General features: G+C 41.4%; 26 protein-coding genes. 17 read left to right on the plus strand and 9 right to left on the minus strand.

Going from position 1 to position 25,763, the window contains the following annotated elements; genetic code table 11:
- Positions 1-382 precede the first annotated feature (382 nt).
- Entirely contained in the window at positions 383-2,143 is a 1,761-nt protein-coding gene (locus tag ACXJIN_RS04805; protein ID WP_456399919.1) for a chloride channel protein, read from the minus strand.
- Between the two features lie 222 nt (positions 2,144-2,365).
- Here ACXJIN_RS04805 and ACXJIN_RS04810 point away from each other — a divergent pair, with 222 nt between their 5' ends.
- The 17 genes from ACXJIN_RS04810 (at position 2,366) to ACXJIN_RS04890 (ending at position 17,096) form a co-directional block, all read left to right on the plus strand.
- Positions 2,366-2,875, plus strand: a complete 510-nt coding sequence (locus ACXJIN_RS04810; RefSeq protein ID WP_456399920.1) for a Na+/H+ antiporter subunit E — start codon at positions 2,366-2,368, stop codon at positions 2,873-2,875.
- Entirely contained in the window at positions 2,872-3,144 is a 273-nt protein-coding gene (locus ACXJIN_RS04815; RefSeq protein ID WP_456399921.1) for a monovalent cation/H+ antiporter complex subunit F, read from the plus strand. The genes ACXJIN_RS04810 and ACXJIN_RS04815 overlap by 4 nt, the downstream gene beginning before the upstream one ends.
- Position 3,145: 1 nt before the next feature.
- Positions 3,146-3,505 carry a monovalent cation/H(+) antiporter subunit G gene (gene mnhG / locus ACXJIN_RS04820; RefSeq protein WP_456399922.1) on the plus strand — a complete coding sequence of 120 codons (360 nt, stop codon included), beginning with the start codon at positions 3,146-3,148 and terminating at the stop codon, positions 3,503-3,505.
- Positions 3,502-3,756 carry a hydrogenase subunit MbhD domain-containing protein gene (locus tag ACXJIN_RS04825; protein WP_456399923.1) on the plus strand — a complete coding sequence of 85 codons (255 nt, stop codon included), beginning with the start codon at positions 3,502-3,504 and terminating at the stop codon, positions 3,754-3,756. Before mnhG ends, ACXJIN_RS04825 begins: the two co-directional genes overlap by 4 nt.
- Positions 3,746-4,579, plus strand: coding sequence for a Na(+)/H(+) antiporter subunit B (locus ACXJIN_RS04830; protein WP_456399924.1), 834 nt, complete (start codon positions 3,746-3,748; stop codon positions 4,577-4,579). Before ACXJIN_RS04825 ends, ACXJIN_RS04830 begins: the two co-directional genes overlap by 11 nt.
- A complete protein-coding gene (locus ACXJIN_RS04835; RefSeq protein WP_456399926.1) occupies positions 4,576-4,962 on the plus strand; it encodes a sodium:proton antiporter in 387 nt (128 codons plus the stop codon). Before ACXJIN_RS04830 ends, ACXJIN_RS04835 begins: the two co-directional genes overlap by 4 nt.
- Positions 4,959-6,476, plus strand: a complete 1,518-nt coding sequence (locus tag ACXJIN_RS04840; RefSeq protein WP_456399928.1) for a proton-conducting transporter transmembrane domain-containing protein — start codon at positions 4,959-4,961, stop codon at positions 6,474-6,476. The genes ACXJIN_RS04835 and ACXJIN_RS04840 overlap by 4 nt, the downstream gene beginning before the upstream one ends.
- An 18-nt stretch (positions 6,477-6,494) precedes the next feature.
- The gene (locus ACXJIN_RS04845) at positions 6,495-8,360 is read left to right on the plus strand and encodes a proton-conducting transporter transmembrane domain-containing protein (protein ID WP_456399930.1); all 1,866 of its coding nucleotides are present in this window, start codon (positions 6,495-6,497) and stop codon (positions 8,358-8,360) included.
- The gene (locus ACXJIN_RS04850) at positions 8,357-9,247 is read left to right on the plus strand and encodes a respiratory chain complex I subunit 1 family protein (RefSeq protein WP_456399932.1); all 891 of its coding nucleotides are present in this window, start codon (positions 8,357-8,359) and stop codon (positions 9,245-9,247) included. Before ACXJIN_RS04845 ends, ACXJIN_RS04850 begins: the two co-directional genes overlap by 4 nt.
- 13 nt (positions 9,248-9,260) lie before the next feature.
- Positions 9,261-9,806, plus strand: coding sequence for an NADH-quinone oxidoreductase subunit NuoB (nuoB, locus tag ACXJIN_RS04855; RefSeq protein ID WP_456399934.1), 546 nt, complete (start codon positions 9,261-9,263; stop codon positions 9,804-9,806).
- Entirely contained in the window at positions 9,799-10,314 is a 516-nt protein-coding gene (locus ACXJIN_RS04860) for an NADH-quinone oxidoreductase subunit C (protein ID WP_456399936.1), read from the plus strand. The genes nuoB and ACXJIN_RS04860 overlap by 8 nt, the downstream gene beginning before the upstream one ends.
- On the plus strand, positions 10,277-11,416 hold the full coding sequence (locus tag ACXJIN_RS04865; protein ID WP_456399938.1) for an NADH-quinone oxidoreductase subunit D: 1,140 nt from the start codon (positions 10,277-10,279) through the stop codon (positions 11,414-11,416). Before ACXJIN_RS04860 ends, ACXJIN_RS04865 begins: the two co-directional genes overlap by 38 nt.
- An 11-nt stretch (positions 11,417-11,427) precedes the next feature.
- Positions 11,428-13,266: an FAD-dependent oxidoreductase gene (locus tag ACXJIN_RS04870; protein WP_456399940.1), complete on the plus strand. Its 1,839-nt coding sequence runs from the start codon at positions 11,428-11,430 to the stop codon at positions 13,264-13,266.
- A gap of 14 nt (positions 13,267-13,280) precedes the next feature.
- The gene (locus ACXJIN_RS04875) at positions 13,281-14,117 is read left to right on the plus strand and encodes a sulfide/dihydroorotate dehydrogenase-like FAD/NAD-binding protein (protein ID WP_456399942.1); all 837 of its coding nucleotides are present in this window, start codon (positions 13,281-13,283) and stop codon (positions 14,115-14,117) included.
- Complete coding sequence (gltA, locus tag ACXJIN_RS04880) at positions 14,117-15,529, plus strand: NADPH-dependent glutamate synthase (protein ID WP_456399944.1); 1,413 nt, start codon at positions 14,117-14,119, stop codon at positions 15,527-15,529. The genes ACXJIN_RS04875 and gltA overlap by 1 nt, the downstream gene beginning before the upstream one ends.
- A gap of 81 nt (positions 15,530-15,610) precedes the next feature.
- The gene (locus tag ACXJIN_RS04885) at positions 15,611-16,282 is read left to right on the plus strand and encodes a TIGR00266 family protein (RefSeq protein ID WP_456399946.1); all 672 of its coding nucleotides are present in this window, start codon (positions 15,611-15,613) and stop codon (positions 16,280-16,282) included.
- Between the two features lies 1 nt (position 16,283).
- Positions 16,284-17,096, plus strand: coding sequence for an HAD-IIA family hydrolase (locus tag ACXJIN_RS04890; protein WP_456399948.1), 813 nt, complete (start codon positions 16,284-16,286; stop codon positions 17,094-17,096).
- A 79-nt stretch (positions 17,097-17,175) separates the two neighbouring features.
- On the opposite strand, the gene ACXJIN_RS04895 is transcribed toward ACXJIN_RS04890, so the two are convergent.
- The 8 genes from ACXJIN_RS04895 to scpB form a co-directional block, all read right to left on the minus strand.
- Entirely contained in the window at positions 17,176-18,033 is an 858-nt protein-coding gene (locus ACXJIN_RS04895; RefSeq protein ID WP_456399950.1) for an HDOD domain-containing protein, read from the minus strand.
- An 18-nt stretch (positions 18,034-18,051) separates the two neighbouring features.
- Entirely contained in the window at positions 18,052-19,533 is a 1,482-nt protein-coding gene (locus tag ACXJIN_RS04900) for a sensor histidine kinase (protein ID WP_456399952.1), read from the minus strand.
- The gene (locus ACXJIN_RS04905) at positions 19,508-20,593 is read right to left on the minus strand and encodes a YqeG family HAD IIIA-type phosphatase (protein ID WP_456399954.1); all 1,086 of its coding nucleotides are present in this window, start codon (positions 20,591-20,593) and stop codon (positions 19,508-19,510) included. The genes ACXJIN_RS04900 and ACXJIN_RS04905 overlap by 26 nt, the downstream gene beginning before the upstream one ends.
- Positions 20,568-20,810, minus strand: a complete 243-nt coding sequence (locus ACXJIN_RS04910) for a DUF4911 domain-containing protein (protein ID WP_456399956.1) — start codon at positions 20,808-20,810, stop codon at positions 20,568-20,570. The genes ACXJIN_RS04905 and ACXJIN_RS04910 overlap by 26 nt, the downstream gene beginning before the upstream one ends.
- Entirely contained in the window at positions 20,807-22,192 is a 1,386-nt protein-coding gene (locus tag ACXJIN_RS04915) for a hypothetical protein (protein ID WP_456399958.1), read from the minus strand. Before ACXJIN_RS04915 ends, ACXJIN_RS04910 begins: the two co-directional genes overlap by 4 nt.
- The gene (locus ACXJIN_RS04920) at positions 22,189-24,423 is read right to left on the minus strand and encodes a tetratricopeptide repeat protein (protein ID WP_456399960.1); all 2,235 of its coding nucleotides are present in this window, start codon (positions 24,421-24,423) and stop codon (positions 22,189-22,191) included. The genes ACXJIN_RS04915 and ACXJIN_RS04920 overlap by 4 nt, the downstream gene beginning before the upstream one ends.
- A gap of 129 nt (positions 24,424-24,552) precedes the next feature.
- A complete protein-coding gene (locus tag ACXJIN_RS04925) occupies positions 24,553-25,254 on the minus strand; it encodes a pseudouridine synthase (RefSeq protein WP_456399962.1) in 702 nt (233 codons plus the stop codon).
- Positions 25,232-25,756 carry an SMC-Scp complex subunit ScpB gene (gene scpB, locus ACXJIN_RS04930; protein ID WP_456399964.1) on the minus strand — a complete coding sequence of 175 codons (525 nt, stop codon included), beginning with the start codon at positions 25,754-25,756 and terminating at the stop codon, positions 25,232-25,234. The genes ACXJIN_RS04925 and scpB overlap by 23 nt, the downstream gene beginning before the upstream one ends.
- Positions 25,757-25,763 lie beyond the last annotated feature (7 nt).

The following is a 25,763-nucleotide window of genomic DNA, read 5'->3' on the forward strand; positions in this document are numbered from 1 at the left end:
GGCAGCTCCGCCACCACTTCCCCCATAAATGGGGGCAGATTTTCAATTTGGAAAGTAGTTTTCTTGATTCTCCTTCCAAAACTGGGAGGAGAGGGCCAACAACGTTGGCGAGGAGGGTTCATACCCCCTTCGGCGGTTTCACCGCCACTTCCCCCGCACGCGGGGGGCAGACTTCTTATATAAAATGGCTCCGCCACCACTTTTCCCCAAGTGGGGGAAGATTAAAAAAGATAGCCTCGCCAGCATTTTTCCCGTAAGCGGGTACAGAGTTCTTAAATTGAAAAATAATCCTCTTGATTCTCCTCCCAAGACTGGGAGGAGAGGGCCAACGCAGTTGGCGAGGAGGGTTCAGGCTTTTCAAATTTAAAAAGCCCTTTTAGCGTTATTCCGTGAAGAGCTCAACTTGTTCTGCAGCTGCTTCGGCGATTTCTTCTTTTGTTATTATTCCTATTACATCCGAGATTGATGCGCACTTGCCATTCAAAGTAACGAGCGCTGTTGGGCATTTTTTCTTTCTCATTTTTCCTATTATTCTAAACAAAGTATCATTTTCTTGCGCTATCACGTAATCTTTTGTCATAACCTGTTCAATCTTAACTTCTTTGTTCAATTGCCTGAGCAAGTACTTCATTGTAACCACACCGATAACTCTCTGACCGTCTTTTATCACAAAGCTTAGCACTCCCGTTTCTCCATATTCCTGAAGCACCTCGTTTATCTTCATATCTTTTTGAACGCCTATCACACGCTTTTCCATAACGTCTTTTACGCGTTTTACCAAGAGGATGTTCATATGGAAAACTTCTGGTATGAGATGACCACGGCGCGTAAGTTTTTTAGTGTATATGCTATCGGAAGAAAGCAATCTTCTAATACCATCGGCAATGGCAACGGTTATAATCATCGGGATAATAACGTTGTAATTCCTAGTCATTTCAAAAACCATGACTATTGAAGTTATGGCAGCTCCCGTCGTCCCACCTATCATACCCGCCATTCCAACAACGGCAAAAGATGCTGGATTGGCAGAAAAGTGAGGATGTATCATGTTCAAGAATACTCCGTACACCGCTCCCAAAGTGGCACCAATAAAAAGGGAAGGAGAAAATATTCCACCTGATGCTCCAGAGCCCAAAGTTAAAGAGGTAGCCAAAAGTTTTAAGAACGCCAATATCAACAGCAAATATGGATTCAAAAGTATATTCGTTAAAACGTCTTGAATTGTGCTGTATCCAACGCCGGCAACGTAGTAATGACCAGCGTATATGAAAAGAAGGTATATCAGTATGCCTTGAGCCAACATTCCTATGGCGTGTCTCGTGTAATAATTTCCGGGCATCTTATCGAAGAAATCTTCAAAACCATAAATAGACTTTATGAAAATGGCTGAAACAACTCCAACGAGCAAACCAAGACCTATGTACGTTAACAAAATGTAAGGATTCGTAAGCTGATCTTTAGGTATTGCAAAGGAAGGAATTATAAAAGAGGGGTTGTTCCCAAAGAAAATACGCCCTATGAAAGTTGCAGTGGAAGTTGAAATGGCTATTGGAACAAATGTTCTAACGCTGAGTTCTGGAACCATCAACTCTATGGCAAATAACAAACCGCCTATTGGAGTGTTGAAGGTAGCAGCGATTCCCGCGCCGGCACCAGCCCCTATGAGAGTTACCCTTTGCCATGAAGGCATTCTAACCCATTGTCCTATCATAGAACCAAAGGTTGAACCTATTTGAACTATAGGCCCTTCACGTCCTATGGAGCCACCACTCCCTATTGAAAGCGCAGAAGCTACCGATTTTACAACTGCCACGATTGGCCTAATAATACCTTTGTTGTAATAAATCGCATCCATAACTTCTGGCACGCCATGGCCCTTCGCTTCGGGAGCGAAATTCTTTACCAAAAAAGCCACCCCAAGCGCTCCCGCTACCGGCACTAATATCACGTACTTACCCCATATTGAAGGAGCAATGTGTACGTTGGCATTGTAGAAAAAAGAGAATTTTCCAAAAAACATTGCATTGTGTATAAACGCTATCAAAGCCCTAAATATAACCGCACCAAAACCTGCAACTATTCCAACCGCTATTGCCAACATGGAAAACGTAAATTGGTCCAGATTTTCTTTCTTTTCTTTCAATTTGCTCCCTCCCATTCGTTTTTCTCCGCTAAATTATATTCTGTGTGTGTAAAGAAAAAACACCTTTTATCGCAAGAATGGTAACAATAGATTTCCACAATTGTTTCAAAATTGTTCAAAAGCGTTTTGAACGATTACCCCTTAGGGGTATAATACATTTTGAAAATCAGTGAGTTTTTAACACAAAATAATGGGAACTTTTTCACAAAATGAGGTGATAGCGTGGAAAGAGTGGAAAGTTCAGCCGGTAGTCGTTATCTTTACGCTGTGGTCGTTTATTTCTTCTTGTGGATAGTCCTCACCTATCCTTTCTCCATCCACGAATGGGAAGCTGGTGCCGCGATAGCTCTTCTTGGCGCTTTGCTCACTTACAAACAGCTAAGTGTTTCCGGCATGAAAAATATCGAAAGGCTGGGAATACTCCTTTTCTGGTACTTGCCAGTTTTCATTTGGGAAATGTTGAAAGCCAACTTACACGTGGCGGCGATCGTTTTAAATCCAAAGATGCCAATCAAGCCTGGCATAGTCAAAATAAAAACGAATCTCAAGTCGCCAGTTGCTAAAGTGTGGTTGGCAAACTCCATCACCCTTACACCAGGTACTCTATCAATGGATATTGATGGGCAGTATCTGTACATTCATTGGATAACGGTGAAAACTAAAGACGTCGAGAAGGCAACTCAAGAAATAGCAGGAAGCTTTGAGAAGATCCTGGAGGCGATGTTTAAATGAGAATCCACATACCAACCGCAATATGGATTATTTGGTTCGCCACGGTCTCTCTGGCAACTGTATTGGCCACTTTAAGAGGTGTACTTGGACCTACCAATTCAGATAGACTAGTGGCTCTTGATAACTGGACAACCATAACGACAGGGTTTTGGGTTATATTGGCCCTCTTTTTCTTTCAATTCGTTCTTCTCAGCGTTGCAATGGTTTACGCTATCTTATCTTTCTTGGGCGGTTTGGTTATAGCCCGCTACCTGGAAAGGGGGCTTTGAGATGCTGGATGCCTTTTTAGGATGGCTTGGAGTTGTTTTCGTTTTCACGGGAGTTTTCTTTCTATTCCTTGGAGCGTTGGGAATATTCAGACTTCCAGATGTGTTTAACAGGCTCCAGGCCGGAACTAAAGCAACCACGCTGGGAGTCGTTTCAACTTCGATTGGAGTGGGATTGATTGCCAAAGGATGGATACTCTTTGCAGTGGCATTGGCAATTTTCCTTCTGATGACCAATCCGATTTCCAGCCACGCAATAGCGCGTGCTTCTTACAGAGTTGGTGTTAAAAAATATCCTCAAACCGATCCGGATGAATGTGAAAAAAGAGAATGGAAGTTCCCAGAAGGGGGCGAAGAAAAATGATAATTTACGTCGCCACCCTTGTCGTTATAGTCGTGATAATGCTGGCTCTTATAGCCGTTTTCTCAAAAAAATTACTTTCAGCCATAATAGCAAGCGGATTCGTGAGCTTGGGAGTTTCTGGATTGTTCTTTTTTCTTCAAGCTCCAGACGTTGCTATAACTGAAGCCGCGATAGGCGCGGGACTCTCAACGGCTATATTTATTATAGCCTTGAAAAAGGTTAAGAAGGGGGAGTCTAAAGATGAGGAATGACACTCCAGCCCTCGTAAAGAGGATAACGGCCTTGTCTTTGATAACCATTCTTTTAATCGGTTTCTTTCTCGCTTTCAAAGAAATGCCAAAGGGTTCGGCCGTTAACGTCAATCAAAGAGTTTCAAGGTTGTACATAATGAAAAACGTTAAAACGGCCACGAAAATGATGGAAAATGGCAAGTTTTTCGCCAAGGGTATAAAGCCTTTAAGGACAGATGTTCCTTATACTCCAATCACTTTTGGAAAGAGCAAAAATCTTGAAGATGGAGCCGCAAATGTAGTCACTTCGATTGTTGTTGATTACCGTGGCTTCGACACTCTTGGTGAGGTAACGGTGCTCTTTTTAGCGGCAACTGGAGTGGCAATGTTGTTGTTCGGAAAAGAGAAGAAAAGAAAGAACAAAACCGAACCAAGCTTGATAATGTACGTTGGAACAAGGATATCTTTCGCAGTTATCTTCTTGTTTGGAATATACATATTCGTTCATGGACACCTGACACCTGGCGGAGGATTTCCTGGAGGTGCAGTGATAGCTTCAGGAATTCTCGGGCTTTTCCTTGGAAAAAATGGATACAAACCGAATCATTTGGGTTTAAAAGTGTTTGAATCCCTATCCGGTATGGCATTCGTCATAATAGGGTTAACTGGCTTGTTCAGTGTCCATTCTTTCCTGGCCAATTTCTTGCCAACTGGTGTAATAGGAGATCTTTACAGCGCTGGTTTCATTGGCTTGATATACATCGCGATAGGAATGAAAGTTGGAGCAGAATTGTCAGCGGTTGTTAACTCCATGATCGTTGATGTTGAAGAGGAGTGGTCATGATGCAAGCGTTGCAGATATTCCTTCAAAATTGGATATATCTCATTGGTGCGATGGCGATTTTCGGAATAGGACTGTACATCACCTTAACGAATGAAAACATATTCAAAATCATAGTGGGATTGGACATAATAGAGAGTGGTACCAATCTTTTCATGATAGCCATAGCGTGGCATCCAAAAGCCGTTATGCCAATCTACACTGCAACCAACCAGCTCGTTGTCAATGAAAAAGTCGTAAGCGCCGATCCACTCCCACAATCGCTTGTTCTTACCGCAATCGTTATAGGGCTTGGGACAAGCGCTTTGGCCCTTACAATAGCGGTAAAAATATTCGAGAAGTACGGAACTTTGGACGTTAGAAAGATCAAGGAGGCGAAAAGATGAATATATTCAACAACGCAGCTCTGTTAATAGGTGTTCCACTCCTTTTCGCCTTTTCAATTCCGCTCTTTGGATTGATTTCCAAAGAATTGGCGAAATGGGTTACGCTTTTAACGATAGGATTTAACGCGTCGTTTAGCTTTTACATTTTGTTCGCTCATAAATATCCAACGATGGTAGTAATGGGAAATTGGTTGCCACCTTTTGGTGAAAACCTGTATATCGGTCCAGTGGCAGCTTTTTTGGTATTCGTCATTTCAATGATAGGATTGCTAATAGCCATTTACAATTTATGGGCTATCAAAAAAGGTGATGTGGTACGCTTCAGCGTTCTCTTTCTAATGTTCACCGCGGGTGCCAGCGGAATAGTGTTAACGGGAGATATTTTCAACCTTTTCATTTTCATGGAAATAACTGGAATATCCTCGTACGCCTTGGCCGCTTTTGGACCGGAAAGAAGGGCGTTAGGAGGAGCCTTTAAATTCTTAGTTGTGAGTTCAATAGGCTCAACTCTTTATCTGATGGGCGTTACCCTTATCTACACCCAACTCGGTACTTTAAACATAGCCGAAATAGCCGCGAGAATAAATCAAACCACTCCAGGCCTTTTAACTTTCGCTGGAATTCTGATAATCTCTGGCTTGGCAGTTGAAGCTGAACTGTTCCCATTTAACGGATGGGTTCCAGATACTTACACGGGTGCAATTAACGGCGTTTCCGCTTCTTTGAGTGGTATAGCGGCGATTTCAGCCGTTTACGCCTTGTTCAGAATAGCCATGACCGTCTTCGGAAAAAGCGGAGGCGCTTACGTTTCGACATATGGCAAAATCGATTTGATGGCTCTCATAGCTCTTCTCGCCACGGCAACAGTCATAATTGGAGAGCTTTCAGCTTTAAGTCAAAAAAATGTGAAAAAAATGCTTGCCTACTCTTCCATGGCACAAATGGGATTGATAGCAGTTGGCTTTTCAATTGGAAATAAGCTTGGCGTATACGGCGGAATATTCCAGCTCGTAAACCATTCAATAGCCAAATCAATGCTATTTTTAATAGTTGGCGTTTTGGTGGCTGTTGGAGTTGGAGAAAACATAGACGATTTCAAAGGATTATGGAAAAGGAATCCGTTTTTGACTTTAACTTTCAGTATTGGTGCTTTCAGTATGTTAGGTTTTCCGCTCTTTGGAGGATTTTGGTCTAAGTTCGCCATAGTGGCGGCATCCGTTCAAAGGGGCGGATGGTACGACTTCATTATTGGGCTTGTCTTGTTCGCATCTGTTGTTGAAGCGTTTTACTATTTGAGAATAGTTGCTTACATGTTCGCATCAGACGTTGAGCTGCCAAAAGTTAAAACTCCAATAACGCCGGCAATTCCAATATTCATACTTGCCGTCTCCATAGTAGCCATTGGTATATTCCCGCAAATAGTTGGCACCTTCTCAGCGCAGGCGGCTGGCGAACTTACCCACAAGATGAGCGGGTACATTTTAAACGTCATACCAACTATAGCGGCACACTGATGAGGAGGTGTTGAGAGTATGAATTCAAACATAATATGGCTCGTGTTTACACCGCTGATCGGATCGGCGATTGCCGCAATCCTTTACAAAGTAAAATTTCTCGATAGGCTGGTCACATTTTCAACCTTTGCCATAACACTTTTGTTACTTTTCTCAGTACACGTTGGGCAAAGTTACACGTTTAAATTGAACTTCATGGGCAAAATTATACCGTTAAGTTGGAATGTCACGCATCTTTCGATATTCATGCTTTACATAAGCGTGGCGTTTGGAACGCTTTTGACCTTCTACTCTTTAATGGATAAATCTCGTATGAAAGGTTTTCTCCTTTTACTCATATTAGCGGCCAACAATTGGATATTCACAACCAATGACATGGTAGGATTTTTCTTTGCCTGGGAACTTATGGGATGGGCTTCAATTGTATCCGTTCTTGGCGGAAGAGATGAAAATTCTTCCAGGCACGCCGCACTTTATTACGCAATGATGAGCATAGCCGGATCGTATTCAATGTTTTTCGGTATCTTCACACTGTGGAAACTAACCGGCAGCCTATCCATATCCACAAATGTCGCATACCTTTCATCGATAGTTGGGATGCATCCTTGGTGGGTTTTGGGAATAGTTTCTCTTTTCTTCGTAACGTTCATGATAAAAGCCGGAATATTTCCATTCCACACCTGGGTACCTATGGCTTACGCTTACGCGCCCGATACGTTCACACCATTTTTATCTGGAGTGATGAGCAAGTACGGTATATATGGAATGTTGCTATTTTTGCCAATTTCTTTAATGGAAAAGGGCATGCCAACCGCTTTTGGGCTCCCATGGGTGAATTACATATTCATGTGGATAGGGGTAACCACCGCGGTTGTTGGAACGGTCCTTGCCTTCTTCCAAGATGATGTTAAAAAGCTTTTTGCTTATTCTTCTTTCAGCAATCTTGGATACATAGTCGCAGCCATTTCCCTTTTCAACTCAGTCGGGGTTACCGCCGGAATATATCACGCTTTCAACCATTTACTGTTCAAAGGAGCGCTTTTCATAACGTTGGCGGCCGTTATTTCAAGAACAGGCACATCCAAAATGAGCGAAATGGGTGGTTTATGGCGAAAGATGCCAGTCACGTTTTTCACGTTTTTCATCGGTATAGCTTCGGCCGCTGGAATACCACCTTTTAACGGATTCGGTTCAAAATGGTTGATATACCAGGCAATGATCAAACAGCACCTTCCATTCGCAACCGTGATGCTGTTCTTAGCTTCGACCGGAGCCTTCATGTACTTGTTTAAAGCATTCCATTCCGTTTTTCTCGGTCAACGTTCTGCCAGATACGATAACGTCAAAGAAGTGCCCGTAATAGGACAAATAGTTGAATACCTCCTGATGTTTGCAATGATTTTCTTTGGCGTACAACCCGGTTACATTTTAAAACCAATAGGCGCAATAGTCAGTTCGATGGGTTTAAAACCACTTCCAACAATGGCAAACGGATACGTTACGGGAATGTTTTCAAACGTCTACGTTCCTCTGATCAGCTGGTCTCTGGCCATAAGTTTCACTGTCGGATTCATTCTTTTCTTCATAGGTGCGAAGCACAAGTACGTTTCACAATCTGACAACTACACGGCCGGGCAGATTCCCGAAGAATGGAATTTAACTCCAGAAACGTACCAATTCAGCTGGAAGTTTTACGAACCAGTTGAAGGAATTTTCGCTCCTTTCTTTAAAATAAAGATCGATGGATTCTTTAGAGGATTGGCAAATTGGACGGCTGCCACCTCTTCGGCGATAAAGGAAATATTTGTGAGTAACGCTCAAATATACGCGTTCTTCGCCGTTGCTGGACTGATAATATTCGTGATAGCGGGGTGGGTAGCATGATCTTCCTTAAGTTGTTAGAAGGAATAGGCGTTGGCTTTCTTTCTCTTACGGTAGGACTTCTATTCATGGGTTTGGCAAGAAAGATCACGGCTCGCATTCAAAGAAGATATGGTCCGCCTGTTCTTCAAAACTTCATAGATGTATTTAAGCTGTTTTCCAAACAATCCATTAGCCACGGCTTCGCGTTTGATCTCGGACTTGTGGCGGGTGTTTCATCTTTACTTGCGGCTGTCGTCTTCTTGCCAATGGGACAGATAAACCTCTTCCCACACAATTCCAGTCTCATAATGATCATCTATTTAATGACGATGGCCTATCTGGGAATGGCAATGGGAGTTTCTTCTTCTGGAAACCCCAATGCCACGATAGGTGTGGCAAGGGCCTTGACCATGATGATGGGATACGAGCTTCCCTTCGCGGCCGTGATATTTTCCGTTTACATATTCACAAAAACCGGTTCTTTAACCAACATCGTGGCAGCTCAAGGTGGAGGATTTTTGAATTGGAATATGGTTAGACTACCATTTGGCTTTTTGGCGGCCGAAATTGCGTTGCAAGGCATGTTAGGTGAAAAACCATTCGATATGGCGATAGCACCTGCGGAAATCGCATCTGGTCCAATGGTAGAGCTTGGTGGAAAATATCTTGGATTTGGAATGCTCCAACACGCGGTTGGAATTTATCTGGAAACCGGAATAATGGTAGACCTTTTCCTTGGTGGAGCTTCAAATATATGGATATTCGTAACCAAACAATTTGAGCTGTTTTTCATAGCTTTGCTCATAAACGCCGTTTTGCCACGTTTTAAAATAGAAGATGGTGTAAAATTCATGTGGAAAGTGCCATTGCTGCTTGGAGTAATTCAAGCTCTTATAGTGGTACTGTGAGGAGGTGCCAAAAATGTCTGAATGGAAAGATTTGACCAATTTTTTTAGAGGTCGTTCGTTCTGGATGCTTCATTACTGTACAGGTTGTGGAGCCATGGAATTGCCTCCGACTATGACATCTCGTTGGGATATGGAAAGATTCGGAGTTATTCCAATGGCAACGCCAAGGCAAGCGGATATTCTGTTGGTAACTGGTTACCTTTCTTTGAAAAGTTTAAAAAGGCTCATATACACTTACGAACAGATGCACGCGCCAAAATGGGTTTTGGGATTCGGATCTTGTACGATAAACGGAGGAGTTTATTGGGATTCATACAACGTCATAGAGAGACTTGACAAATACCTTCCCGTTGATCTTTACATAGCAGGTTGCATGCCCCGGCCAGAAGCTATTTTGGATTCTTTCAAAAAGTTAAGAGAACTGGTCGAAAAGGGCGAAGCAAAAGGATATGAAAAGTACGTGAAGAATTACGAATGGTACAAAGCAAATCAAGACAGAGTGCTGAAGAGAACGAAGCCCGTTTTGCAAAAGCCTGAAGAGGTGACGAGAAGTGCTTGAAACCGTTGAAAAAAAAGTTGAAGAACTTAAGAGAATGAATCTTGAAGCAAAATCCCTTGGAGATTGGCAATTTGAAGTTTTAGTTCCAAGAGAAAGAACGGCAGAGATTCTTGCTTACATGAAAGCGACCGGATACAAGACGTTCATTCATCTCGCTTGTGTAGATTGGATAGACGATCAAGAATTCGAACTAGTTTACAATCTGGAAAATTACGATGAAAAAGCGCAAGCCCTTGTAAAGGTGAGAATACCAAGAAATAAGCCGGAAATGGAATCAATGATGTCAATTTGGGGATTGTGTCAGGTTTACGAAAGGGAAATTCACGAGTTCTTTGGAATAAACTTCATAGGCAACCCCAATCTGAAACCATTCTTCTTGGATGAGTGGTTGGATATTCCACCTTTGAGAAAGGATTTCGACACGTTGGCATTTTCACAAGAACTCTTCGAATTCAAGGAGGATGAGAGCCATGGAATTAAGGCCCCTAAACGAATCGAATACAAATGATAAGTACAAAACTTATGAGCTTTTCATAGGGCCAAATCACCCTGGAATTTCTGGAAACTTCTCCTACGTTTTGGACATGGAAGGCCACAAGATTGCCAACGTGACCGCAGATCCTGGATTGCTTCACAGGGGCTTTGAAAAGCTGATGGAAAGAAGGCTATGGACTCAAAATCTTGCCTTGATACCTAGAATATGCGTTCCAGAGCCCGATGTTAACGAAGTCGCTTATTGTATGGGCGTAGAACATCTGGCAGGAATAGAAGTGCCAAAACGCGCTCAATACATACGAGTTATCGTATTGGAAATGGCCAGGATAGCGGCTTACCTTTTCTCATTTTCGGGTGTCGGAGGAGCAACCGGTCTTTACACGGCTCCAAATTGGGCCATAGGGGATCGCGATTACATTCTCGATCTCTTTGAATGGCTAACTGGAGGACGTGTCTATCACATTTATCAATATCCTGGTGGAGTTAAAATGGACATTCCAGATGGATGGCTTGACAAATTATCTGAATTGTTAGATTATCTTGAATCCAGGCTTCCAGAATACGACAATTTGATATTCAAAAATCCAATCCTTCAAAAGAGAACAAAGGGGGTTGGATATCTTTCAGCCGAGGATGCCATAGAAAATGGAATAACAGGACCGAATTTGAGAGCTTCCGGAGTAAAGTGGGATATACGCAAGGCCCAACCTTACCTCGTTTACGATGAGCTGGATTTCGATATCCCTGAAACCGGAGATGGAGACGCTTTTTCAAGATTCGTTCAAAGAAGGTTGGAAATGGAAGAATCTATAAAGATATTAAGACAATGTGTAAAGCAAATACCAGATGGTCCATACAGAGAAAAGATACCCAATCCATTCCAATTTAGAGTTCCGGCTGGAACGTATTACTCAAAGGTTGAATCTTCAAAAGGCGAATTTGGCTACCTCATAGTTTCAAATGGCGACATAAATCCCTACAGGGTATACGTTAGAGGTCCATCTTATTCTGCTGGTTTGTATTACGCTCTTGAGGCTATGAAGAACATGAGAATTGAAGACGTACCGGTGTGGATCCACTCAATGGATATATGTCCGCCGGACTTCGATAGGTGAGGTGATCACAAGTGGATACAAAAAAGAACGCGTTGGCACCTTTAAGCGCTTTGAAATACCTTTTTAAGAAGCCACACACCGTTCGTTACCCGAAAGAGGATCTCGACGTTTTTGAAAAAGAAGGCGTCTCGCCGAGATATCGTGGTTTCCACACAAACGACCATTCCAAATGTATTGGTTGTGGAAATTGCGCGTCAGTTTGTCCGGCAAGCGCCATAACCATGGTTGAAGCTGACGATGTAAAGCCCGCCAACAAATTCGCCAAAACCTACAGACCGGTTATAGATTACGGACGATGCTGTTTCTGTGGGCAATGTGTAGATGTCTGTCCAACTGGTTCACTCCAAATGTCAAGGGAATATATTCATTCTTTTCATCCAGATATATCAATTCCTCCCGAAGAAGAACCAGAAAAAGTAAAGGAAGACTTCATTTGGAGGCCGGATCAGACTTATGCTAACAACCCTGGTTACGTTAGAACTCCTGACGATTTGTTGGGAAAGACCATAGAATTTGAAAGAACAGATCCACGCGAAGAACCGGCAGACAAGAGAAAATTATCCTTTGCCAAATTCGTTCACACCTATTCAAAAGAAGAAGCAAAAAAAGAGGCAACCCGGTGTTTGGGATGCGGCGCTTGTGTAGAGGCCTGTCCTAACCAATTGCATATTCCAGAATACATACGCGCAATAGCTGAAGAGGATCCAGAAGACTCCTTGAAATGGATATACAAGAGAAATCCGCTTCCACTTGTCTGTGGTGAAGTGTGTACCCATCAGTGCGAAGAAGCCTGTGTGGTTGGAATACAGGGTGAGCCCTTGGCGATTCGCTGGCTTAAAGCTTATTCAGCAAGCAATGTTGAAAATTATTTTGAAGTCGTTGAAGAAAAAATGGAAAAGCCCAATGGTAAGAAACTAGCGGCCATCGGGGCCGGACCTGCGTCGCTTTCGTTTGGCTACTACACCAAGTTGTTAGGTTACGATGTAACGATATACGAGGCAGAAGATAAACCAGGCGGAGCCATGATGTGGGGGATACCGAAGTATAGGCTTCCAAAAGAAGACCTGATGAAAGACATAAACGCCATCCTTTCGCTTGGAATAAAGTTAAAAACCAACACCAAAATAGGGAAAGATATACCATTTGATAAACTGTTAAAAGATTACGACGCCGTCTTTATAGGAACTGGTAACTCAAAACCGATGACTTTAAGAATTCCAGGTGAAGAGTTACCTGGAGTTATGCAAGGGTTAACGTTCATGCATTTGGTAAACGAAGAAAAAGCCCCAGATCTCAAAGGAAAACGTTTAATAGTAATAGGCGGTGGAAATGTGGCGATGGACGTTGCCAGATCGTCTATAAGGCTTGGAGCAGAAGTAACCGTAATCTACAGAAGAAGAATAGCCGATATGCCAGCTGATCCTGAAGAGATAAAAGAAGCGCGAGAAGAAGGAGTTGAATTCGTTGAAGCCGGAGTTCCATTGAAGATCTATGGAAAAAAGTCGGTTGAAGCTTTAGAGTACGCTATAGCAAGTCTTGTCCCGGATCCAAATGGAGGAAGGCCAAGACCTGTTGTGGACGAAAATTCGCCCCATAAAAAAGTTGAAGTTGATTACGTAGTTGCCGCCATAGGACAGCATCCAAATCTCGATTTCTTACCAGAAGACATTCAAGAAAAAATAGGCTTTGATGGAAGAAGAGTGCCAGTGGATGATTTCGGTAGAACAAGTGTAGAAGGGTTATTCTTTGGTGGAGACCTTTCAAACAGGAGACAGGATATAATAAGCGCTATTGGAGCGGGGTTACGTGCAGCCAAGGGAGTAGACATGTACCTCGCATCAAGAAAGTAAGGGAGGAAGTACAGATGTTTGAAATTTTGAAGAAAAAGAAAATCGTGGAAAAAGAATACGACATGTGGATAAAAGCCCCAAGGGTGGCGTCACATGCCAAACCTGGACAGTTCGTGGTCGTAAGAACTTCGGATAAAGGAGAAAGAATACCATTGACGATCGCGGATTACGATAGGGAAAATGGTAACATACGTTTGATCTTTCAAACCGTTGGAAAAACGACGTACGAAATGGCAAAATTAGAAGTGGGAGACAAACTCGCAGATGTGGTCGGACCTCTTGGCACTCCAAGCGAAGTGAAAAAACACGGAACCGTTCTGATGATCGGTGGAGGAGTTGGCATAGCTGCCCTTTTCCCAATAATCAGAGAACTCAAAAATTTGGGAAATAAAGTTATCACGATCCTTGGTGGAAGAACATCCGAATTGGTAATAATGAAAGATGAATGCGCTAAGTACTCCGATGAATTGATAATCACCACCGACGACGGTTCTGAGGGAATTAAAGGCGTCGTCACCGATGCGATGAAAATGCTCAACGAAAGAGGAGAAAAGATCGACTACGCTTGGGCGATAGGACCAACGATAATGATGAAATTCGCCGCGCTCACGGCAAAAGAGCTTGGAATACCAATTTGGGTATCTCTGAATCCGATAATGGTTGACGGAACTGGAATGTGCGGTGCATGCAGGGTTACCGTTAACGGAAACATTCGCTTTGCATGTGTTGACGGTCCTGAATTCGATGGTCACGGTGTTGCGTGGGATGAACTTATGACACGTCTCAAACAGTACAAAGATCAGGAAAAGATATCACTCGAAAAATACCTTAACGAGGTAGGTGAGATGTAATGGCTTTAAACATTCCAAAAAGCAAAACTCCTATTGCCGAACAAAAGCCAGAAGAAAGAAGTCACAACTTCAAAGAAGTTGTTTTAGGTTACACCCTTGAAGAAGCCATAACCGAAGCGAACAGATGTTTGCAGTGTCCAACTCATCCTTGCGTTTCTGGTTGTCCCGTAAACATAGATATTCCAGGCTTCATATTGGCGTTAAGAAATAACGATCTCTCTGAATCGATAAAAATACTCAAGAGTTACAATAACCTTCCCGCAGTTTGTGGAAGGGTATGCCCGCAGGAAAGCCAGTGCGAAGGAAAATGTACGGTTGGCCTTATGAAAGATCATGAGCCTGTGGCAATTGGAAAACTCGAAAGATTTGTGGCGGATTGGGCGGCAAGTCATGAAGGAGTTGAAGAACCGCCAAAGAAGGTTGAAGCAAACAAAGGAAAAGTTGCAGTTATAGGTGCTGGTCCGTCTGGATTAACCGTGGCCGCTGATTTGGCAAAGAAAGGCTACAAAGTTACCATTTTCGAAGCGCTTCACGCTCCGGGAGGGGTTTTGATGTACGGCATTCCTGAATTCCGTCTCCCAAAGACGATCGTTGAACGCGAAGTGAAAGCCATAGAAGAACTCGGCGTAGACGTTGAAACGGATGTCGTCGTTGGAAAGACCATTACGATAGAAGAAATAAGAGAAGAATACGATGCAATATATATAGGTACTGGTGCAGGCACACCAAGATTTATGAACATACCTGGAACCAACCTCAATGGTGTCTATTCGGCCAGTGAATTCTTAACAAGAATCAATCTCATGCACGCTTACGAATTTCCGAAATACGATACACCTATTAGAGTTGGAAAGCGTGTAGTCGTCGTTGGAGCTGGCAACGTTGCAATGGACGCTTCAAGATCGGCCTTGAGACTTGGAGCAGAAAAATCAATGATAGTTTACAGAAGAAGTGAAAAGGAAATGCCAGCAAGAATTGAAGAATACCATCACGCGTTAGAAGAAGGTATAGAATTCCACTGGCTTACCAATCCAGTTGAGTACATAGGTGATGAAAACGGAAACGTCAAAGCCGTGAAATGCGTTAAAATGCAGTTGGGAGAACCAGATGCTTCCGGAAGAAGAAGACCAGTTCCAATTGAAGGAAGCGAATTCATCATCGAAGCTGACATGGTTATAGAAGCCATAGGACAAACGGCGAACAAAGTTTTGTTGAGCACTTTCCCAGAGCTCAAACTTAACAAGCGGGGCTACATAGAGGCGGATCCTGAAACCGGGGCTACTTCCGTTGAAGGAGTGTACGCTGGAGGAGATATAGTTACCGGAGCCGCCACAGTTATCCTTGCAATGGGAGCTGGAAAGAAAGCCGCGAAAGCGATAGACGAGTATATAAGTTCCAAGAAAAAAGCTTAATTCGTTTTGAATTTAAAGGACGCATCTGTAAAGATGCGCCCTTTTTACTTTTTACCGTATCTTTTTGAGGGGGTGAATGATATGAAATATGAAATAGTGGGCAAACCGTCGTACAGCATGATCAAGGTTACACTCGAAAACGATGAGCGCATAACCGCTGAAGCGGGAGCCATGGTTTCGATGTCATCCAACATTTCAATGGAAACCAAGGCGCGTGGAGGAATTTTTTCTTCTTTGAAGCGCAGTGTACTGGGTGGAGAGAGTTTCTTCATGAACACTTTTTACGCCGAAGGCGGCAAAGGTGAAATTTTTCTTGCACCTACAATGGTAGGTGATGTTCATGTTATGGAATTGAATGGAGAAACGGTATTTGTGAGATCAGGATCTTATTTGGCGTCTGTGGGTGAAATTGAAATAGATACTAAATGGGGAGGAGCAAAGACATTTTTCGGTGGGGAAGGACTTTTTCTTTTGAAAATCAGTGGAAATGGAAAGCTTTTTGTCAGTTCGTATGGCGCTATAGTGGAGAAATTTGTTGAAGGGGAATACATAGTAGACACCAGCCATATCGTGGCATTCGATGATTCTCTGAATTTCAAAATAAAGAAGGCAGGAAACTGGAAATCTTTCTTTTTCAGTGGAGAAGGATTGGTGTGCAATTTCAATGGAAGTGGAAAGGTTCTAATTCAAACCAGGAATCTGGATGCTTTTGTGGGATGGTTAAAATCTAAAGTTAAAAGTGGAGGTAATTGATTTGAACTCTGATTTGATCGAGATGCTAAAAAAAGCAAAACTCTTTGCGTTCGATTTGGATGGAACAACGATCATAGATTCCAAACCTTTAGATGGAGTTAAAGACCTTCTAAATTACCTTTTAAAAAGTAGAAAGAGCGTGTGTTTTTTAACGAATAATTCATCGAGAACGAATGCCATGCATGCAAAACGACTTTCGAATATATTCGATATGAACATCACTGAAAATGACATTGTGAGCTCGCTTGATTCCTTGGAGCTTTTTTTGGAAAGAAAATCCGTAAAAAGGATATATCCATTTTTGAATGAGCGCGTGAAGAAATATTTGAAAGAAAAGTTCATCTTTGACGATGAGACTCCAGATGTCGTTGCCGTTGGTTTCAACACCGATGCGACGTATTCACAGTTGGAAAAGGTTTCACAGCTGATATTTGAAGGGGTTCCATATATTTTGGTTCATCCTGACTTGAGATGCCCTACCAGCTTTGGATACATTCCGGACGCGGGATCCTTTGGAAAGCTTTTTGAGCTCACAACTGGCAAAAAGCCCATTTGGGTAGGCGGAAAGCCAAATCCCATAATAATGAAAGGACTTACAAAAAAATACAACGTTGACGAAAAAGAAATTGTTTACGTGGGAGACAGGCTTTACACGGATATAGAAATGGTAAAAAACAGCGGAATCTATGGCGTATTAGTTCTTACTGGAGAAACGACGCTGAAAGAATTTGAAAAATACAAAGATTCCACGGGAATAAAAAGCGTGGCAGTAGCTCAAAATGCGAAAGAGCTTTTGAAAATGATAAGAGAATAGGGTTCCGCAAGTAAAAAGGGGTTGAATTGGAGAGAAATCGGAGAAAAAACACTTGATCTCTTACATTCGCAATTGAGAGTTATAAATTGAAAAACTCAGTTGCCTTTTTTACCATTACACGCGCTTCGCGAGTTATGCTCAGAAAAGATGGACCGTCTAAACCAAGATAAGACCACGCTTCTTTATTAAAAGAAGGAAGGGCATAGTTCCCAGCCGATGCAGGATCGAGGATATTGGAAATTACATCTGCTGCATGCGATATGTACGTTATGTCCTTTAGATTCTCATCTTCAACCTTTTCAGGTTCATGATGGAAAGCCACAGCGGTGCGAATTTCTTCTGGAAATCCCCATTTTTCCATTAAATGTGTTACTATTGAAACGTGATCTGGAAGTTCAAGCTCTTCTTCCGCTTCATGATAAGTTATAGAGGCGTTTGAAGCTAATTCTATTATCGCATCGGTGTACGCTGGAAAAAGCTTTGCTGTCACCATTTTGCCAAGATCGTGGATCATTCCAACCAAAAAAGTTTCCTCTTTGTTAATGTAGCCAAAGGCGTTCGAAACGCTTTCCGTGGCAACTGCAGTTGCTATGAGATGCCACCATATCTTGTCTGAACTTATCTTATCAGTTGCCAACTTAGACGAGAAAAAGGCGTCATGCATGTAAATACTGGTTACCAAGTTTCTAACCGTTTTAAATCCAAGTATCATGACAGCATGTGAAAGAGTAGAAATTTTTTGCGGAAGGCCGTAATAAGCCGAATTGGCAAGTTTCATAACTCTCACCGTGAGATTTGGATCTTTTTCAATAACTTCCGTTAATTCGGATGCGGAGATATTTGGCTGTGAGACCAATTCCATAACTTTTGTAACAACAAAATTAGGAGTGGGTATAGAATCGAGCTCTTCAAGAATTTCATCCAGAGTCTTAGGCATATTCTTTTCTTCCCTTCCTCACGAATTCAGCCAGTCCCTTTTTAAAAGGGATATTTTAAAACTACAACCATTGTTATCTTCTACCCAGATCTTGCCATGATGCTTTTCCACTATTTCTTTTACTAATGACAAGCCCAGCCCCGTTCCAGAGGCTTTCGCCTTCATAGTTTCTATTCGGTAGAATTTTTGGAAGATATGCTTTTTCTCTTCTTCCGGTATTGGACTGCCATTGTCGTAAACTTCAATAACGTACGCTTCTTTTTCATCGTGAAGTATTATCTTCACTTCAGGTGAAGGATTGTCGTTGTACTTAAAGGCGTTAACTACAAGGTTGTCCACAGCCTGCCTTATTCTTTTTGGATCCGCTGTAACGTAAGCGTTTTCAAGTCCATCTGGAATGGACAAAGAGAATTTAACGTTATTTTCCATGGCCCTCGCCATAAGACCTTCATATGACTCTTTCAAAATTTTTAAAAGATCTATTCTTTCAAATTTCATGGAAAAGCTTTCAGACTCTATTTTGGAAAATTCAAGCATATCACTTACTATTGATTGCAAGTGTTCTCCTTCATTCTTTATGGTTTCCATGAATTGTCTCAACGTATCCACGTCCAAATCTTCAATGGAATCCAAAATGGTTTCCGAATAGGCCAGAATGGCCGAAAGAGGCGTTTTCAATTCATGAGAAATACTCGCCACAAAATCGTTTTTCATTCTATCTATCTTTTGCAACCTCTCAAGTTCTTTCGTATTGGTTATATTCTGAATGGAAACAACAACCTTCAAACCGGAAGACAGATTCACAGGTACGGCATGAACACTGTAGAAAGTACCATCTATTTCTATTTCATTTGATACTTCTTCCCTATTCGCAAAGGAAATGTTCACCATCTCTTTAAGCTGATTCTTTAAATCTGGATTTTCACTTATCAAATCTCTGTAAGGAGCGTTTGAAAATTCTTCATTTCTGTAAACGTCTTCTACAACAACAGCGTATTTCAAAGAATTTAGCACGTTCTCAAGGTAAAGCTTGGCTTCTTCAACGTCTTTGTTTTTCTTTACCAGTTCTCTGGTCAAAAACATGTTTTCTATAACCATGGAAGTTTCAAACGCCAGAAAGCTTTCTATGTCCGTTATTCCTCTTGTGATATCATTCATATCGCTTTTAAGTCCAAAGATCAGCACACCTATATCTTGTGTTCTACTGTACAGGGGAACAAACATAACCATCATATCTCCAATAGGGGTGACGGAAAGTCTGTGCTTTTTCAAAGCCCAAATTGCGAACTCCAGAGTCTGTCGATTTACTTCTTCTCCAAATTTTTCTTTTAGAGATATAAACGAATACCAATTTATCTCAAAGAAATTCAAGGAAGCTTTTTTTAACTCTTCAACGCATTCGTAAACGCTTTCGGCGGCGTTTAATTTCAGCGTAAAAGATGAAAGCAGAGATGAAATTTCTGGCATTGTTTTTTTAAAAGTTGTTGTTCCTATTTTCATCACCCCTTTGCGCTTTTAACTCATGGGTGTGCGATCTTATCGTAGGTTTTGGCCTTATCAACGGTTTTACAATTCTTTCCATCATTCTAAGCAATTTTGTAAAGCGTATTTCTTCCTTCGAAATAGGTTGAACTTTTATCGAATAGATGCCGGCCAAATTCGCTACTAACACGTCTGTAAAAAGTTGATCTCCGATCATCACGACTTCATTTTTCGAAAAGCCGTACTTTCTCACAAGCTTGTTTAATTTACGCGTTAAAGGCTTGTGTGCACTTCTTACCACCAAAATATCCAGATTTTTTCGCATCCAATTCAAAGATGGTGAACTCCCATTTGACAGCACGGCCACCTTTGCCTTTTTTGAAAGCTCTTTAACAAGTTCAAAAGTTTTGTCATCGAGTTTCTCCGCTTTCCACTTAGCAAGGGTGTTGTCCATATCAAAAACGAACATCTTCACACCGTTAGATATGAGATTATCGTAATCTATTTCAAAGATGCTCTCTTTCCACTCATTGGGAGTTACCATTTCACTCATTCTGAATGGCCAGCCAAAAGTGTAAAAGATTACCTTGTACGATACTTTTTCCAAAATTGCTATGATTTTCAAAAAAAGACCCACTCCAGGATAAGGCGCAACGAGGATGGTATACATCCCCAACCTGTTGCCAGCTATTATATCTGTGAAAAAGAGATCTCCTACCAATACTGTCTGATTTGACTTGGAATTCAATTCTTCCAACGCCATCTTTAACGTTTTCAATCCTGGCTTTCTTGCTCTAGCAAAAATTTTTAGGCCCTCAACCTTTTCCTGCAAGTTTTTAACCCTTTCAAAAGGTCCATTTGTCACAACTGCTACTTTGAAACCTTTATTTATCAGCTTCCTAAACAATTTTACTACATCATCTGAGACGTTTTTTCTAAATGGAGCCAATGTGTTATCGTAATCAAATACAAAAGTATCAAATCCTAAAACCTTGAACTTAGAATAAGGGATATCGTGCACGCTTTCCAAAACCTCACGAGGTATGGGCTTTCTAAAGAATTCCACGATTCGGCTCATATTTCACCACTTTTAAGTGCAACTCATCTTTTAGAGAATGCAACAACTTCAAAACATCCTCTAAAGCATCGTCTATTACTATTATTTTCAACAATCCAGAAGCCGGATCGATATGCCTTACGTTTATGAGATTGTCTTCAGCTTCAAGAATGTAATTAAGAGTGTGAACATCTTCTTTTGATATTTTCACGTACACATCGTATTCCCTACTGCTCAAAATTCTACCTCCATACCGTACGAAAATGATGGCTTATCACCGTTGAACTTTCCCATAATCCATGAATCAACGTAAGAGAACAAAAGTTTGAACGTTGCCGAAAGCTTGGCATCGACCTCATATTCTTTCAAAGAATTGAATTGCAAATTCCCATCAAAGGAAAATTGAAGCGCATTAAAGCCAAACGGCCTTGAACTGTAACCAAGGATGGTATTGTAAATTTTATCATCCTTTCCAACTCCAGTTGAAAAGACACCAAATTGGCTTAAATATTTTAAAGATACGTTGTAAGCTGTGCTATCTTTCAAGACAACAGCGCTATCAAAATCCAGAGTGTTTTTCCACAATCCAATGTGTAAAGTAGAATTGCCATTTTCCCAAGAGTAAGAAGTGTATGGAACAAAATCTCCCATTTTGTACCTTAACGTTATTCCGGGATAAAACACGGTAGGCGATGAATTTATAATGTATTCACCAGATAACACGCTTTCAAAGTTTCCGATTGAAATTGGAATGTATGAAAAAACAGATACCGTAGCGTTCGACGTTATGGAACCTCCAAATATCCATCCGTATCCAGTTTGTATGGAAGCCTTAACATTCCCATTTTTCATTGAAAGTAGGGTTGAAAAAGGGCCAGTGTTGAACGAAAGAGATAAATTGCTTATCTGATTATCCTTATAGTTGTAAACCACCCAGTTTGATATCAAAGGCGTATCCATTGCCATGCCAAGACGATTTTGAGTTATCCAAAAAGCGTAATTATTTCTTTCCAGGTACTTTCCGATGGTTTCAAGCCCTCCAAGAGGAGAATAAGCGCTTATTTTCTTTTTCATCTCTAAAATTTTCAACGAACTTTTCATTCTCCGCTTTGATGATGTGATCGATGCTATGACTACGTTCAAATTCTTTTGAATGTTAAGATCTTCAACTTGAAAATTCGCTTTCTTTTCAAAAGAAGCGAAACTCACCGCGCTTTTTTTCACGTAAATATGGGGAAACGCCATGAATAGCGGAGGATTTATACTTATTCCTTCAAAGAAATCAGATCGTGAATGTGAATAAGCCAGAAGGTTTAATTCGTTGCGCTTCTTCTTTACCTCAACGCCAAAGTACTTTTGAGGAAAAACAAAAGGTTTTCCCAGCTCAACAAAGGCACCCATTTTTTCTTTTTTAAGGGGCGCTTTTATCGTAAATATAGATGGCAATATGAAAGATTTTTGCGGCACTACATTTAGATTTTTAGATATCAAACTCCTTCCTGGCTCCAACTTGTGGGCGGTGAAGTTCGTGGTTATTTCCAACAAAATCGGTTGGGCCAGAATGGTGGCGGCCAGCAAAATTAAGACCGCCACAAAAACAAAGCCCTTCACTTTTCTCACCGCTTTCCCAGCGCAGAAAGTCTCTTTCTAGCCAGGGAAGCTGCTCCAGAGCTTGGGAATTTTTTCAGGATGGTATGGTAAACCTGAACTGCGGCAGAAATTTGCCCGAGCTTTTCGTAAGACATTCCTATGTAATAAAATGCCTGAGGTACTCTCGGATCACTTCCAAAGAGTGAAACCAGATTAAAGAACGCGTCTTTGGCGCTTGAATACTTGCCGATTCTGTAGTACATCATTCCAAGTTCGTAAGCCGCATCCGGTGCCGAACTACTTGAAGGATATTCGTTGTAAACTTCTTTGAAATACTTCGCCGCATCGTTTACGTCATTTATGGATTGGTAGTACTTTGCTTCTATGTATAGAATTCCGCCCATCGCATTCGTTGACATCTTTTTCTTTAGCAAAGAATCCGCGATGGAATGGGCATCCTTTAGATCATTTTCCATCATGTAAGCGTACGCTTTGTGGAAAAGAAGATCATTTCTTGTTGAAAGCGTAGGCGTGTTAGACAAAATATTGTCAACGTAAGATGGTATTTTAGAGTATTTTCCAAGCTTTTCCAATGCGATAGCTTTTAAAACGTAAACTGACGCGGTATAGCGTCCCTCAAAATCGTATTTGATTATCCAGTCATACGTTTGCAAAGCCGAAGAGTAATCGTTTAAGTTCACGTACGATTGGCTCAAATAGTAAGCCGCGTTGAGTGCGAGATCCGGATCGAGAGTACGATTGTTCATAACGTCTTTCAGATAAGGCAAAGCCTTGGAGTACTCATTCGTATTGTAGTAAATTAGGCCCAAATTGTATTCCGCAACGTTTTTGGTTTCATTTGTACCAAGTGCAACGGCGTTTTCATATGAATTCTCGGCGTATTTGTAATTTGAATTTCCAAAGTAGATGTCTCCTTCCAACATGTAAGCCTTTGCCTTCATATCAGTGTCTTTAGTGCTCGCTATCAATTTATTCAAAACTTTTACAGCATCATCGTAATTTCCCTGCACATTGTACGTGTAAGCCAACCAGTAAGCGGCAGAATCGCTAACCGGGTCCACTATGTTAGCGAGTTTGCTGAATATGGAAACCGCCATCTTGTAATCTCCCTTTTCAAGGTAAGTCTTACCCTCTTGAAGTATTATCTGATTTTTCTGCGATGTGAACATTGGCTCCATTTTCTTGTACAGTTTGAGAGCATTATCGTAATCTTTCTGTTCACGATAAGTTGCCCCAGCGCTCAGGCCAGCGGAAAATCTGAGATTTGTATCCATTGCCCTTTCCAACACGTTAGTCCAATCTGAAATGGCATCTTTGTAATCCCTAAGTTTGTATTCAGTCCAGGCTTTTGCGTTAAGAGCTTTGTAAAGTTTTGAGTTCTCAGGTGCAAGTTGAACGGCTTTTTCAAAAGCGATAAGCGCTTTGGAATACTGCCCATTTCTGTAATAAGATTCCCCGAGTATTGTGTAAAGATCTGAGCTCCATATTGTAGGCGGATAATTTTCTATGGCTTGGCTCGCTGTTTTCATCGCTTTTTGAATTTCATTCATATTCAGCAAAGTGTACGCGCTGTAATAAGCCGCAGGTTCCAAAACGTTTGGATCGTTAGAATAGTTTGACACACTTGAAAAGAGTTGAAGAGCACGTTTGTAATCTTTTGTGTTGAATGCTATCTTACCAAGGTAAAAATTCGCCCAGGCTTTCCAAATATTTGAATGAACTTCAGAAAGCACTTTCTTGGCTTGTGAATACTTGCCTACTTTTACGTAAATGCTGCCCACTAAAACCTTTGCTTCATCTGAATATTTAGAAGAGGTGTAAAGGGATACAAAGTATGATATGGCATCGGAATACTTCCCAACATTCATGTAAGAATAACCCAGAGAATAAACCGTGTACTCGTAATCCGCCGAATTCTTTGGAAGGTACTCCAAAGCCTTTTTGTACTCACTCACCGAGGTTGTGTACTTTCCGAGTAGGTAATAAGCATCTCCTAAAAGTTCGTAAGCCTGTCCAACGTATTGTGCCGGCTCGGTGTACTTTGAAAGGAAAAGCTGAAGTTTTGAAATCACGCTGGACACTCCAGACGTGTCGCCATATTGTTTGTAAAGCTGTAAAGCGTTTTTAGCCCCCATCAACATGTCAACACCATTTTGATCGACAGTTTGAGCCAAAACTGATGACACCATAATGACACTTAGCAGCATTAATATGAACAACAAGAAAATTTTTCTTTTCATCCACAAGCACTCCTCTCGTTAGAAATTTTATTTTCACTACATTTTTCTTGTTAAATAACTTAAATGATACATAAGTTATGTTATCATCCTTCTGACAGTGGATACCCCCCTATCCCCCCTCAACATTTTTCAAGGTGAGACCCTCAAAAGGGTCTCATTTTCTTTTTTCAATCTTTCTAACGCCCTTATCTCGTTAGAATTAAGCCCTCTGTAAGCTCCCACTTTTAAATTCTTGTCAAGAGAAATTGGACCAAACGCAATTCTTTTGAGAGAAATGATGGGATGACCTACAAATTTAAAGGCCCTTCTTATCTCTCTCTTCTTTCCTTGCCTAATCGTGATTTTCACCACAGACATTTCTCCACTCTTTCTCAAAACTTCCACTTCCATCTTAGATGTGTATCCAAATGGCAATCTCACGCCCTTGCGCATTTTCTCAACAGTTTTATTTGAAAGGACGCCTTTCACGTTTGCAATGTAAACTCTGTCGATTTCATAACGAGGATGAAGCAATATCTGAGCCACTTCGCCATCATTTGTCAAAAGCAATAACCCAGACGTGTCTTTGTCTAACCTTCCCACTGGAAAAACATCTTTGTCAACATTTAACAGATCAAAAATGGTCTTTCTTCCTTGCGGATCGCTCCTGGTGGTTATATAACCAATCGGTTTGTTAAACATGTAATAGAGCTTCTTTTTTGGAGAGATTACCTTTCCATCTACTTTTACAACGTCGCCTTCATTTACCTGGACAAAATCACGCACCTTTTTCCCATTTATCGTTACTCTTCCATCCTTTACCAATTCTTCAGCTTTCCTTCTCGATGCCATTCCGCACATCCTTAGATACTTTTGAATTCTCAAATTTCAAATCCCCTTTCGGCAGAAACGAAAGATCTGGTATTCCCAAAACTTTAAGAAATTCATCTGTCGTGTAATAGACGTAGGGATGACCTTTTGAGCTCTTATCCCTCTTTCGTCTTATCATTTTCATAGAAAGCAATTCTTTTATTTGAGAAGAAGGCATGCTACCTTTAAAATCGTAAATACCTCGCATGGTTATGGGTTGATTCTTGGCGATTATAGCCAACACTTCCATTTGCGAAGGCGTTAACTCGCTAACTGATTTTCTGCGCAAATTAGAAACGCTTTCAGCGTATTGAGCTTTTGTGAAAAACGCATATTTTCCAGCCACGTTTTTCAACTCCACGCCATGCTTTTCACTTGAAAAATCTTCTTCTATGTCGTCTAAAATTTCCAATATCTCGGCCCTTTTTCCCTTTGTAAGTTTCATTAGTTCGTTTAAAGTTACCCCTCGTGCAGCCATTAACACCGCTTCG

Source organism: Mesoaciditoga sp., assembly GCF_054006115.1.

Bases quoted from the DNA above. Each gene is read 5' to 3' on its own strand.
- ACXJIN_RS04835 (WP_456399926.1), top strand. From the start codon at position 4,576: ATGATGCAAGCGTTGCAGATATTCCTTCAAAATTGGATATATCTCATT.
- ACXJIN_RS04815 (WP_456399921.1), top strand. From the start codon at position 2,872: ATGAGAATCCACATACCAACCGCAATATGGATTATTTGGTTCGCCACG.
- ACXJIN_RS04850 (WP_456399932.1), top strand. From the start codon at position 8,357: ATGATCTTCCTTAAGTTGTTAGAAGGAATAGGCGTTGGCTTTCTTTCT.
- ACXJIN_RS04875 (WP_456399942.1), top strand. From the start codon at position 13,281: ATGTTTGAAATTTTGAAGAAAAAGAAAATCGTGGAAAAAGAATACGAC.
- ACXJIN_RS04845 (WP_456399930.1), top strand. From the start codon at position 6,495: ATGAATTCAAACATAATATGGCTCGTGTTTACACCGCTGATCGGATCG.
- ACXJIN_RS04840 (WP_456399928.1), top strand. From the start codon at position 4,959: ATGAATATATTCAACAACGCAGCTCTGTTAATAGGTGTTCCACTCCTT.
- nuoB (WP_456399934.1), top strand. From the start codon at position 9,261: ATGTCTGAATGGAAAGATTTGACCAATTTTTTTAGAGGTCGTTCGTTC.
- mnhG (WP_456399922.1), top strand. From the start codon at position 3,146: ATGCTGGATGCCTTTTTAGGATGGCTTGGAGTTGTTTTCGTTTTCACG.
- ACXJIN_RS04905 (WP_456399954.1), bottom strand. From the start codon at position 20,593: ATGAGCCGAATCGTGGAATTCTTTAGAAAGCCCATACCTCGTGAGGTT.
- ACXJIN_RS04900 (WP_456399952.1), bottom strand. From the start codon at position 19,533: ATGAAAATAGGAACAACAACTTTTAAAAAAACAATGCCAGAAATTTCA.
- ACXJIN_RS04830 (WP_456399924.1), top strand. From the start codon at position 3,746: ATGAGGAATGACACTCCAGCCCTCGTAAAGAGGATAACGGCCTTGTCT.
- ACXJIN_RS04865 (WP_456399938.1), top strand. From the start codon at position 10,277: ATGGAATTAAGGCCCCTAAACGAATCGAATACAAATGATAAGTACAAA.
- gltA (WP_456399944.1), top strand. From the start codon at position 14,117: ATGGCTTTAAACATTCCAAAAAGCAAAACTCCTATTGCCGAACAAAAG.
- ACXJIN_RS04920 (WP_456399960.1), bottom strand. From the start codon at position 24,423: ATGAAAAGAAAAATTTTCTTGTTGTTCATATTAATGCTGCTAAGTGTC.
- ACXJIN_RS04825 (WP_456399923.1), top strand. From the start codon at position 3,502: ATGATAATTTACGTCGCCACCCTTGTCGTTATAGTCGTGATAATGCTG.
- ACXJIN_RS04925 (WP_456399962.1), bottom strand. From the start codon at position 25,254: ATGGCATCGAGAAGGAAAGCTGAAGAATTGGTAAAGGATGGAAGAGTA.
- ACXJIN_RS04895 (WP_456399950.1), bottom strand. From the start codon at position 18,033: ATGCCTAAGACTCTGGATGAAATTCTTGAAGAGCTCGATTCTATACCC.
- ACXJIN_RS04885 (WP_456399946.1), top strand. From the start codon at position 15,611: ATGAAATATGAAATAGTGGGCAAACCGTCGTACAGCATGATCAAGGTT.